The sequence below is a fragment of the Microbulbifer hainanensis genome (assembly GCF_014904735.1).
Classification (GTDB): domain Bacteria; phylum Pseudomonadota; class Gammaproteobacteria; order Pseudomonadales; family Cellvibrionaceae; genus Microbulbifer; species Microbulbifer hainanensis.
Genome location: NZ_JACZCR010000047.1, coordinates 117,009 through 128,927, shown reverse-complemented (window position 1 = coordinate 128,927; position 11,919 = coordinate 117,009). Strand labels below are relative to the sequence as shown.

The 11,919-nt window shown below is 59.1% G+C and carries 9 protein-coding genes; 5 read left to right on the top strand and 4 right to left on the bottom strand.

The features are described from left to right. Positions 1 to 44: 44 nt before the first annotated feature. The 5 genes from IG168_RS17845 (at position 45) to IG168_RS17825 (ending at position 5,204) form a co-directional block, all read left to right on the top strand. A complete protein-coding gene (locus tag IG168_RS17845; protein ID WP_193165956.1) occupies positions 45 to 1,658 on the top strand; it encodes a phosphoethanolamine transferase in 1,614 nt (537 codons plus the stop codon). Next, a complete protein-coding gene (locus IG168_RS17840) occupies positions 1,651 to 2,379 on the top strand; it encodes a phosphatase PAP2 family protein (RefSeq protein ID WP_193165955.1) in 729 nt (242 codons plus the stop codon). Before IG168_RS17845 ends, IG168_RS17840 begins: the two co-directional genes overlap by 8 nt. A 36-nt stretch (positions 2,380 to 2,415) precedes the next feature. Next, on the top strand, positions 2,416 to 3,201 hold the full coding sequence (locus tag IG168_RS17835; RefSeq protein WP_193165954.1) for a COG4705 family protein: 786 nt from the start codon (positions 2,416 to 2,418) through the stop codon (positions 3,199 to 3,201). Between the two features lie 87 nt (positions 3,202 to 3,288). Continuing rightward, positions 3,289 to 4,485 carry a GGDEF domain-containing protein gene (locus IG168_RS17830; RefSeq protein ID WP_193165953.1) on the top strand — a complete coding sequence of 399 codons (1,197 nt, stop codon included), beginning with the start codon at positions 3,289 to 3,291 and terminating at the stop codon, positions 4,483 to 4,485. A 104-nt stretch (positions 4,486 to 4,589) separates the two neighbouring features. After that, the gene (locus tag IG168_RS17825) at positions 4,590 to 5,204 is read left to right on the top strand and encodes a Yip1 family protein (protein WP_193165952.1); all 615 of its coding nucleotides are present in this window, start codon (positions 4,590 to 4,592) and stop codon (positions 5,202 to 5,204) included. A 240-nt stretch (positions 5,205 to 5,444) separates the two neighbouring features. On the opposite strand, the gene IG168_RS17820 is transcribed toward IG168_RS17825, so the two are convergent. From IG168_RS17820 to IG168_RS17805, 4 genes are all read right to left on the bottom strand, one after another. Next, complete coding sequence (locus tag IG168_RS17820; protein WP_193165951.1) at positions 5,445 to 6,074, bottom strand: TetR/AcrR family transcriptional regulator; 630 nt, start codon at positions 6,072 to 6,074, stop codon at positions 5,445 to 5,447. 135 nt (positions 6,075 to 6,209) lie between these two features. Further along, positions 6,210 to 7,526, bottom strand: a complete 1,317-nt coding sequence (locus tag IG168_RS17815) for a serine hydrolase domain-containing protein (protein WP_193165950.1) — start codon at positions 7,524 to 7,526, stop codon at positions 6,210 to 6,212. A gap of 24 nt (positions 7,527 to 7,550) precedes the next feature. Continuing rightward, complete coding sequence (locus IG168_RS17810) at positions 7,551 to 9,563, bottom strand: amidohydrolase (protein WP_193165949.1); 2,013 nt, start codon at positions 9,561 to 9,563, stop codon at positions 7,551 to 7,553. A 9-nt stretch (positions 9,564 to 9,572) separates the two neighbouring features. Next, on the bottom strand, positions 9,573 to 11,870 hold the full coding sequence (locus IG168_RS17805) for a TonB-dependent receptor (protein ID WP_193165948.1): 2,298 nt from the start codon (positions 11,868 to 11,870) through the stop codon (positions 9,573 to 9,575). Between the last annotated feature and the right edge of the window lie 49 nt (positions 11,871 to 11,919).

Here is an 11,919-nt window from a genome sequence, read left to right as displayed (position 1 = left end):
ATGCCCCGGCGCTTAGTCTCGCTGCTGCGAAACTCGCTGGAGGTATGCGCATCGTGAATCGGGTGTTTCAACGTCAATTTTCGGCCGGGACTGTCATTGTGGCGGTCGCGGTGTGGATGGTGCTTTTCTGCAACTATTCCTTCTTTTCCAATGTGCTGGGCGTTTACCCGCTGTCGCTGGGCAATGTCGGCTTTATCGTGTCATTGGGCCTGCTGTTGGTCGCAGTAACGGTATTGCTGCTGGCACCCTTCGCCGCCGGTCGACTGCTGAAACCGCTATTGATTGCGATGTTGCTGGTCGCCTCGATGAGTGCCTATTTCATGGACTCCTACAATCTCATCGTCAGTACTGAATTGATCGAGAGTGCAATGCAGACTGACTCCTCAGAGACAATGGGGTTGTTGAGCCTGAAGCTGGTGGTATACCTGGGCCTGTTCGGGATTCTGCCGGCCGTGTTGGTTTACCGGGCGCGCATTCGCCCCCGGCCGTTCCGTGCCGGGCTGCTTTCCCGAGTGAAACTGCTGGGTGTCTCACTGGTGGCAATCGTCGCCATCATCGGGGTTTTCAATAGCGCTTATGCTTCGTTTTTTCGCGAGCACAAATCGGTTCGTTTCTACACCAATCCCGTAACGCCGGTGTATACCGCGATCAAATATGCCGATGAAAAATTGGTCGGCAATACGACCCTGCCATATCAACAGATCGGGCTGGATGCCCAGCAGCAGCCCAGTGCAGGAAAGCGTCGGCTAATGGTCCTGGTTGTGGGAGAGACGGCGCGCGAGGACCACTTTTCTCTGAACGGCTACGGTCGCGATACCAATCCGCTATTGGCCGAGCGTCAGGTAACCAGTTTCGACAATGTCTGGTCCTGCGGTACCGCTACGGCTATTTCAGTGCCCTGTATGTTTTCCGTGCTGGATCGGGCGCACTATGGCGAACAGCAAGCCAAAAGCACTGACAATGTTCTGGATATTCTCCAGCGCGCCGGCGTCAACGTTGCGTGGCTGGACAACAATTCCGATTCCAAGGGCGTTGCCCTGCGCGTTCCCTATGTCAGCTACCGCAGCAGCGATGTGAATCCTATCTGCGATGCCGAGTGTCGCGACGAGGGTATGCTCGAGGGCGTCAGGAAATATGTCAAAGAGCATCCCACCGGCGATATCCTGATAGTCCTGCACCAGATGGGCAGCCATGGTCCGGAATATGCCAAGCGCTATCCGAGCAAGTTTGCGCACTTTTCTCCCAGCTGCCAGAGCAACTTGTTAGAGGACTGTTCAGAGGCTGAAATCAACAATGCTTACGATAATTCGATCCGCTACACGGACTACTTCCTGAGCCGGGTGATCGACTATCTGAAAGACGAGTCGGCTGACTTTTCCCCGGCAATGCTCTACCTGAGCGATCACGGGGAGTCCCTCGGCGAAAACGGTATCTACCTGCACGGCTTTCCTTATGCGCTGGCACCGGATGACCAGAAGCATGTGCCGATGGTCTTCTGGTCCGGCGACGGGTATACCCGTGTGCAGAACAAGTTGGCGCAGAAGGATTTTGTCCACAGAAAATTCTCCCAGGATAACCTGTTCCACACACTGCTGGGTCTGATGGATGTCAAAACTTCTGTCTACCAGCCGGCACTGGATATGTTTGCCAATGGATAAGCGTTTTTTACTCCACCAGGCTCTGATTGCGATCGGCTGCCTGCTGTTTGTCGTATTGTTGTTTGATTTCACCAACATCGATATGTGGGTGCAGAACAAGCTGTACCAGTTTGGGGCAGGGCAGTGGGTGCTGGACAAGCACAACGAAACACTAAAGCTATTCTTTTATGATGGGCCGAAGAAGCTGCTGACTCTTTTGGCCAAGATCGTACTGTTGATTCTGATTGTGTTTCGCCGCAATAGTCGCGTTGAAAAATACAGTCAGGGACTGGCGATTGTCCTGATTTCAACGATCATTACGGTGGCGCTGGTCGGTGGCCTGAAGTCGCTGACCAATGTGCCCTGCCCGAAGGACCTGAGTCACTTCGGTGGTGCCTATCCCTACGTCACCTTCTTGCACCGTATCCCGCTCGCAGAGCATTTGGATCGTGTGCGCTGTTTCCCGGCAGGACACGCCAGTGGCGGTTTCGCTCTGCTGTCTCTGTTCTTTCTATTCCGGCGCCGGCGCAACCAGTGGATTGGCTTTGGTGTCGGCATGGCGTGCGGGTGGACCTTTGGTATTTACAAAATGCTGATTGGCGACCACTTCCTGAGCCATACCCTGGTGACCATGTGTCTGGCGTGGCTGGTCTCGGTACTGGTGGCGGCCTGTGTCTACCGGCTTTCGGGGAACAAATCGGTGGAGGCCGCGGCAGGCCCGGTGGCCAGCGGGACGACATGACTGTCGGGATATGAGCACCTATTGATGGTTGGGGAAATGAAAACGGAAGTTCTCAGTGTAAATCCGGCAGAGTCGCTCACAGCGAGTAAAGTACCGGAAGTCGTGGCCGGTTTCTGGTTGATAAAAATACTGGCAACCACCCTGGGCGAAACCGGCGGCGATTCGATTTCGATGACGCTGCACGCCGGCTACGCTGCGGCGAGTCTGATCTTCCTGCTCTTTTTCATCGCTGCGTTGAGCTTTCAGTTGCGATCTAGGCGTTTTACGCCATCGATATACTGGTTTGCGGTAGTGACGACAACGACCCTGGGAACGACGGTTTCCGATTTCCTCGATCGTAGCCTCGGCCTCGGTTATATACACTCGTCAATGATTCTCACTGTGCTGCTGGTCTCCGTACTGGCGGCCTGGTATTGGGTCAGGGGCCGGATAGCCTGTCAGGATATCGCGGATATCCGCGATGAGAGCTTCTATTGGGTAGCGATACTGATTGCCAACACGCTCGGCACGGCGGTAGGAGACTATGCCTCGGACGACCTCGGCTTGGGCTTTGGCGGTGGTTCTCTGCTGTTTGGCGGGCTGTTGCTAACCGTTGCCATTTTCTACTTCGCCACCAATGTGCCGCGGGCGAGACTCTTCTGGGTTGCGTTCGTCCTGACCCGACCGCTCGGTGCGACGCTGGGTGACATACTGACAAAGTCCCGGGAAGACGGCGGGCTGGCAGTGGGGACAATAGAGACCTCTCTGTTTATTCTCTCCTCAATGGTACTGGCCATATTGCTTGTCGGCGAGTTCAGCCGCCTGAGAAAATCCTACAGTTGAGCGCTACTGTACTGATTTGCGACTCACTCCCGGCAATACTGTGATATCGCACGTATAATCGCGACAAATTTCACACTTTGCCGCGCTATGCCATCGTATTTTTTCTGGCTGCGTTACGGCTGGTCGCCAGGGTTGCTCCTGGCCGGATTTGCCGCGCAGTACTTTTCCTGGTTCGATTTCCGCCCGCTTCTCAACGATCAACTGCCGCTCGTGCTTTTAGGCGGCGCCACGGCGCTCGGAACCTTTTTCAAATCCAGTCGCACTGCCTACGCGGCTGCATTGTTGCTGACGACCTGGCTGGCGATGGGACACCTGGACTGGCTGCAGCCGGGGCCGCTGAAGGCCGTGTCGCTGGGACTGGTGGCGCTGAACCTGGCGTTGGTCGCTGGCACCCGCGATCGCAGTCCGCTGAGCGGCTTCGGGCTGGCGCTGGGCTGTGCGATTGCAGTGCAGGGGGTGGCGCTCTATCTGTTGGGCGATTGCTGCACAGACTTACTCGCCACCAGCTGGCATCTGCCAATCCACACAGGTCTACCGCTTTCCGCGGCAAAACTGCTGTTTGCGTCGGCGCTGCTGCTGGCGAGCTTCAGGGCCATCTTTCGCCCCGATCATACGGCGTTCGCCATGCTGGCGTGCATTGTCGTGTTGTTCTGGCTGTTTAATCGCGGGGTCGACGATTGGGGGCTGACCCTGTCAATGACGGGCGCCGGGATACTGCTAGTACTGTTAGTGTTGCGCAGTGCCTATGAACTGGCATTTCGCGATGAGTTGACGGGGATCCCCTCGCGGCGCGCGTACAGTCGCTATCTGCTGACACTGGGGCGCAACTACAGTATTGCGGTCATCGATATCGATCACTTCAAGAAACTCAACGACCGCCACGGCCACCAGGTCGGTGACGAGGCGCTGCGTATGGTAGCGGGCCAGATTGCGCGCTTTGGCGGCGGCCGGGCCTTTCGCTACGGCGGCGAGGAGTTTGTTGTGGTCATGCGCGGGAGTGACCGGGAGCGGGCAGAGCGTTCCCTCGAGCACATGCGGGAAAAAATTGCCGGCTATTCCCTGCGACTCCGGTCGCCGAACCGAATGGCCGGAAATAGTCCCAAGGTGCGCCGCAGTCGGGGGCAGGGCGGTAAAGGCAAGGTAATCAAGACGACGGTCAGTGTCGGTGTCGCGGTGGCCGGCGACAAGCTGAAAACACCGGATGACGTGCTGCAGGCGGCGGACCGTGCGCTTTACAAAGCCAAGCGCAGCGGGCGTAACCGCGTTTGTGTGCAGAATGGCTAGTAGTTTTTAGTTGTTAAAAACGGCGCCTTATTACCGAATTCGATTGGTTAATTGGCGCTACGCCCCCGATACTGCTAGACAACAGCAGTGAAGGGAGACTCAGCGTGCGCTTACTCAGTCATACCATTGGGATATTCACCCACCCAGATAGGGAGTGGGCGGCAATTCGCGCCGACAAGCACTCCTTCAAGCAGGTTTTTCTCAGTCATGTGCCATTTCTGGCGCTCATTCCTTGCATAGCAGGCTATATCGGTGTGACCCGCTTCGGCTTCGAACTGGGCGGTCATCTGACCAGACTTACGCCGCCAAGTGCCGCAGTGCTGGCCGTAGTGACTTACTTCGCAATGCTGATCGGCGTTTACCTGTTGGGTGAGTTCATCAATTGGATGGCCAGGTCCTACGGTGTCGAAGGTGACGAACCGACGCGGCACTACGAAGGGACAGCATTGGCGGTGTTCGTGACTACACCGATATTCCTGGCCAGCATCGTGGTCCTCTATCCCCACCTGTGGCTGACCGTCACCGTGATCGGGCTGGCGGGACTCTATTCCATTTACCTGATGTACGAGGGTATCCCGATCCTGATGAATATGGATAAGGACCGGGCCTTCCTCTATGCGAGCGCCGTGGTCACGGTAGCGCTGATCATGATGGTGACGGTGCTAATCGGTTCGGTGCTGCTGTGGAGTATGGGCTTGGGGCCCATCTATCAGCACTGAGTAAAAAAAGGTGACGTAAAAAGCCGGCGTTAACGCCGGCTTTTTTATGCGCGTCAGTTGGCTATGGTGGTTTCCCCGGCGCGGTCACTATGGCCCTGTCTCACGGCGGGCAGTGGCGTGGTCGACAGTTGCATGGTTGCGAGACCGCTTTCAAAAGTGCGCTTGGCGGGCAGGTAGTTGGCCCCGCCGGCGTGCACGACGCCAGCGAAGACAAATTCGGCTGCATCCCTATTGGCCGGGTTAGTCCCGACCTTTTATCTGGTGCTTCTGCAGTAGCGCAATATGACATGTCTTCAGATCGTCGAGGCTGCGCTTGCCCAGGCGCGGGCCCTGGGTGATCACCAGAGACAAACCGAAGTGCCCCTGATTGAGTAACAATTCGCTGAGACGCACCCGTTCCGTCCTGGTCTCGCCCACCCCGAGACGCTTTAACAAGCGTGTGAGGAAGCGCACCACGAAGCGGTCGTGCTCCTCGTCCAGCGCCCTCAACTCCGGAACTTCCATGATTGTCTGCAGGAGTCGAACAAGACCGCTCTGTGCCCGATAGACTTCGGTCATCCTGTCCAGAAAGGGCACGACAAAGTTTTCCACTTCTGTGGTCTCCAGGGGCCAGTGCGCGATTTCTTCCAGTGCAGCGCGGTTGGCGGCCAGCCACTGTTCGGCCAGGGTGTGGAGTATGGCCTGCTTGTTGGGGAAATACCGGTACAGGGAGCCGACGGAAATACCCAGCTTCTCGCTGATGGCGGCGGTGTTGAGTTTCTCCAGCCCGTCCTGCTGCAATATCTCGATACTGGTGTCCAGTATTTGCTGCCGACGCCGGCGCGATCTCTCTTGTTGCGGCTGCTTTCTGCTGTTTACTTCTGCGCTCATTGTGAGGCGCCTTTTTGTTTGCGTGCGCCAAATTCAAACAATCCTTACAGGATTTTTCAACTCGGATATCGCTGCCGCGGCACTCTGAATTTTCCGCGGAACCGGCGGGACACATCCCTGTGTCCGCAGCAGTTATCATCCGTTTGCGCGGCTGTCCCTTTCCATCAGACTGTTGGCGATCGCGTGCATTATCTGTGGTCCGTCCACCTCGTTGCTGATGCTCTCTGCCTCGGGGTGTGAGGACTGCTTGACGATCACTACCTGGGCCTCCGGGTCTATATAGATAAACTGCCCGTGCACGCCAATAGCGCTGACCGCTTTGTGGGAATTGTTAAAGGTCCACCACTGATCGTGGTAGGCGTAGCCGATCTGCTCGTACCAGGGGTCCTGGTAAAAACGATTGAAGGGAACCGGATCACCTTTTTGCAGTACTCGGCTGGCGACTTTCCGGGGGACTATCTGGCTGCCGTTGTAGCGGCCCTGCTGCAGTATCATCTGCCCCAAGCGCGCACCATCCCTGAGGGTGATATTGAGGCCGCCACCGGCCATCTCCGTGGCGCCGTGGTCCAGCCAGTAGAAGGCGTCGTGCTCCGCTCCCAGTTTCGACCAGATGCGCGCGGAGAAAAACTGCGACAGATTCTGCCCGCTGACGCGGCGCACTATCCAGCCGAGCACATCCGTGTCCGGGGTGACGTAGTGGAAAGCTTCGCCGTGTTGGCCGCGCTTTTTCAGGGTCACCAGGTAGTCGTGGATATTCAGCGGCCCGCGGTAATTTCCCGGTGCCTTGCCGATGCCGAACACAAAACCGTATTTCCAGATATCCGCGTTCGGGTCTGTATACGCCTCGCTGTATTGAACGCCCACCGTCATATCCAGCACCTGCTGCACACTGGCGTCGCCGTAGGCGCTGCTTTTCAACTCCGGCAGGTATTCACGCACCGGCGACTGCAGGTCCACCTTGCCCTCGTCGGCCAGCATCAGCAGCATGGTGCCGGTAAAGGATTTGGTGGCGGAGAACATCTGGTGGTGACTGCCCGGTGTCTGGCCGTTGAAGTAGCGCTCGTACACCAGTTTGCCCCGATGAAGTACCAGGAAGCCATCGGTATAGGATTCCTGCAACCAGCGTTTAACACTGAGGTTGCGGCCCGAGGCAAGCGGCACGGTGAAATCGTCCAGGTCTTGGCCGTTGTCTTCGAGCGGTGTCGGTGCGCCGCTGCCGCGGGGCACCTCACGGGTGGGGACTAGTTCGCGCATATGCTGCAGTGCCCAGCGGTTGTAGGGCGCTTGCATAAAGTTGCTCTGGTCGACGCGCTTTTCCAGCGGCGGTGGTTCGCCCTGCATCAGGCCCAGTTCCGCAGCTGTTTTCGGCGGTGTGTAGTCGCCGGCACAGGTGCCGGCGGCTACCAGACAGAGACCGAGACAGCCGATGCGTATAGTGGCGGTTGCCAACATCGATTATTCCTCGCTTGTTGTGCGTTATTTTTGGGAATCGGCCCGATAGACGGCTTTGCCGCCGAACCAGGTCTGCAGTACCCGGGTTTCGCCGATGCGCCCGGCCTGGTCATTTTTCGCCAGTGTCAATATGTCGCGGTCGACGACGATAAAGTCGGCCTTCTTACCTACTTCCAGGGATCCGGTGATGTCGTCCTGGTTCAACATGCGCGCGCCGTTGATGGTGTAGGCATCGATGGCGTCGAAGATCGACAACCCCTGCGCAGGATTGAAAGCGCCAGCGCCGGCATCGCGGGTAACCGCCCGCTCGATATTGAGGAAGGGGCGAGGATCATCGGAGTCCACTGGCGCGTCCGAACCTGCGGTGACGATGCCGCCGGCGTGCAGAATTGAATTGGCGGGATAGAAGTTGCGGTAGTAGTAGCTATCTTCCCGGTAGATGTCCTCCTGCGAGTCGAGCCGCTCGATAAAGGGAATTACGGTCATATCGTAGGGAGGATTCATCGCCGCCCAGGCGAACGTAAAGTTGACCGGGATCTTCAGCTTGGCGATGCGCGCGATATCCTCATCGGAAGCAAGCTGCACATGGGCAAGGCTGAAACGATTGATCGGGTCCTTGCCGTTGGAAACCGCGGCGATAGCATCCACGGCGGTGTGCACGGCCCTGTCGCCGATCGCGTGGAAGTGCACCGCGAAGCCGTTTTCTTTGGCGCGCTTTACGAACTCTTTTACCACTGCTGGGCTGGCCATCAGCTTGCCGTTGCTCCGCTGGCACTGGGCGGGGTGGAATCCGTTGTGCTGGATAAAGGCCTGTACCCGTTGGTCGTCGGCAAGGGTGTCGCGGCTGGCACGCACCTCATTACAGGCGTTCGAATCCAGATCCACATAGCCGCTGAGCGTCAGTTGATCTCCGTCCAGCTGAAACAACGGCTGCTGGTAGTCGTGCAGCATGGCCGCATTGGGCAGAGTAGGCGGGGAGGCGAGCGGGTTACCCTCGAGCACACCGTCGACGAAGAACTTGAGGGTATCCGCCTTGACGTTGGGCAGGGAGCGATATTTTTCCCGGGTCTGTTCCGCATCGGCGAAGAGACGGTCGAAGTCCACTGCGCCGTTATTGTCCCGGTAGTGATCGGGTTTCAGCAACTGCGCCAGGTTGATGCGCAGGGGCACCGACGACTGTTTGAGCAGCTCGTCATAGAGTGCCTGCAGCTTCGGTTCCAAAGCGGCGTCCTGAATCGAGGTTATGCCCAGGCTGTTCAGTCGCTCCGGAATCTGATTGGCGTGTTTGATGTACAGGGGCAGGTCCGCGGTGAGGATCCATGGGCCGCCGAGGACTTCGATCACATGCTCGTTAATGGCCCCATTGGGTTCGCCGCGCTCGTCGACGCCGACAAAGGGTTGCAGTTCGGCAAAAGCCGATTGCAGCGTCTTTGCGGAAAGCCCGAGCATGTGTCCATCGCGAGTGCTGGCGCGGGCAAGTCCCGCACTATTGGTGGCGTTGTGGTGGCCGTCGTTGCCGAGTAGCACTATGGGGGTACTTTGCGAGGCCGCGTCCAGGGCCTGGCGCAGCGTCCGTATTTGTTCGCCAGGTAAATTGTTTTCGGCGAAATTCCACTGGCGCACCGCCAGCCAGTCGCCGTCCGCGGGTTTAAAACGCTCGACGCAGTCTTTTACGAAGTCGGCAATCTGCGTCAGGTTTTTGGCCTCGCTTTGCAGGTTGCAGCCCTCGTAGCGAATAATGCCGGCCGGGTGTATATGGGTGTCGTGCAGGCCGGGCAGCACCAGTTTGCCGCCCAGGTCCACGACCTTGGTGTCCGGTCCTATCAGCGTTTCCGCAGCGTCGTCGCCGCCGGCGTAGACCAGCGTGTCGCCGCGCACCGCCAGCGCCTGCACCACTTGCCGGCCGGCGTCGGCGGTGTAGACCTTGCCGTGCAGCAGCACCGTGTCCGCTGGCGATTCCGGTTTTGCTCCACAGCCGCTCAGCTGGGCGCCCAAGAGGCCGGCCAGCAGGCCGGCGATCATTTTTTTATTCGTCATTGGTAATCCTTATTCCCAGCGATAGCTGGCTTCCAGTGCCCAGCTGCGCGGTCGGCCGGGGATCTGCATAAAGCTGCCCAGGTCGTCGCCAGTGGCGGTGGCCAGGTAGGCCTCATTGGTGAGGTTCTTGCCCACCAGCGCCAGCTCCCAGCGCTCGCCCGCTGGCAGCAGCGACAGGCGCGCGTTTACCACCTGATAGCCGTCATAGCCGTAGGCTGCGTAATCGAGCGGGCTGGTAAAGGCGTCGCGCGGAGCCAAGTCGTCGCGCCAGCTGTAGTCCAGCTGCAGTGCGGAGTTCAGGTCTGCGCCCACAGCGAACTCGTAGCGCAGTTGCGCAGAGGTGCTCCACTGGGGAGCGAAAGCGCGGGGGCGCCCCTCGATCGGCGCAGCCTGTCCGGCCGGGTCCAGGGCAATGGTGTCGGAGTCGGAGATTTTGACGTCCAGCCACGCCAGGCCCAATTGCAGGCTGAGTCCCTCTACGGCCTGTGGCAGCCAGACCATCTCCAGTTCGGCACCCTTGTGCTCCGCATCGCCCAGATTACCCAGGCGGGTGATTGGCAGGCCGGTAGTGTCGCTCAATGCCTGGGTAAAGCCCTGCACATCGCGGTAGTCGTAGTAATAGAGGGCGCCGTTCAGCTGCAGGCTGCGTCCGAGCCAATCGCTCTTGAAGCCCGTCTCGTAGGACCACACTGTCTCCTCGCCGTAAGCCTGCAGTTCGTCCGCAGAAAAGGCGAAACCACCGAAGAAGCCGCCGGACTTGAAGCCTTTGGTGGCCTTGGCGTAGATCAGCGCATTCTCGCTGGGCTTCCAGTCGAGGCCGATATGGCCGGACCAGTTGGCGCCGAGCGAGTAGTCCTTGTCGACGCCCTGGATGTAGTAGAAGTCGCCGATGGTGTCGTAGTGGTAGTCATTGCGCAGGGCGCGGTCTTCCGATGTATATCGCAGCGAACTGCTCAGCCGCCAGTCCTCGGCCAGGTATTGTTCCCACTGGCCGTAGACTGCCCAGGACTTGCTGTCCTGATTGAAGCCGCGCTTGGTCATGCCGGGGAATACCAGCCAGTTGTCGCTGAGGTCGGCGAGGCGCAGCTCGTCGATGGTGTCGCGGGCGACGGTGGCGCCGAGCAACCAGTTGCTGTCGCCGTCGCCGTTGGAGACCAGGCGGAATTCCTGCGACCAGGATTTCAGATCGGCGCGGCCGTCCTCGTGGAAAAGATGCAGGGACTGACCGTCGTAGTCGAACACCTGGTTGTTCTGGTACGCCAGGTAGGCGCTGATAGAGGTGAAGGTGGCGAAGCCCAGGTCCCAATTCAACTGGCCGTTGAAGCCACGCCAGTCGTTGTCCAGCGCGTTGATCGGGTTGCTGAGTACCACGCTGCCGTCGGCTTTCTGCTGCGAGGGCAGCAGGCCCGGGTCGCCGGGTGTCAGCACCCAGGCGTTGGTCAGGTTGGCCAGGGTGGCGCACTGGCTGGAATCGGCGCGGCCGGCCCAGGCAGATGCGCAGAAGTCGCCGGTATTCGGATCGTAGAGAGCGCGGGTCAGGCCCAGGGTGGTCTCGGATTGATCGCGGCCGGTCTCCAGTTTCAGCAGCAGCTCCACTCCGTCGCTGGGAGCGAAGAGCCACTGGGCGCGCAGCGCCGAGAAGTCGCGGTCGCCATACTCGTCGTCCTTTTCAGTCGCCAGGCTGTCCTGCCAGCCGCCGCCCTGCTCGGTCATCGCGGAAATGCGGAAGGCGCTGGATTCGCCCAGCGAGGCGCCGGCGGCGGCCTCCAGCGTGGCCCGGCCCCAGCTGCCGTAGGAGGTGGAAACATAGCCGTTGGCGTCGCCGCCCAGCTCCGGCCGTGCGGACACCACACGCACGGCACCGCCGCTGGTATTGCGTCCGTAGAGGCCGCCCTGTGGGCCCTTCAGTACTTCCACCCGGTCGATATCGAACATGCCGATACCGCCCATCACGTTGGAGGGCAGGTATTGCTCGTCGTAGTAAATCGCGGCGGTGGGGGTGTTGTTGGAGTTGAAGTCCGCCAGGCCGACGCCGCGGATCACCCAGGTAGGCTGGCCGGCGCCGCGATCGTCGAACAGCTCGGCGCCGGCGATATGTTCGGTCAGTTCCTGCAGATTGGAGGTCCCGAGGGAGTCCAGTGCATCGCCGCTGAAGGCTGAGATGGCTATAGGAACATCTTGTACGCTTTCGGCGCGTTTCTGCGCCGTTACAGTGACTTCTTCGATTTCGTTTGCGCGAGCGCCGCCGACTAATGCCGTAGCGACCGCCACGCTCAATACCGCCCTGGAAAATTCGATGGCCCGCATGGTCTTGGCCCCTCTAGTGGTTGTGATTATTTGGATTTATTACAACTCC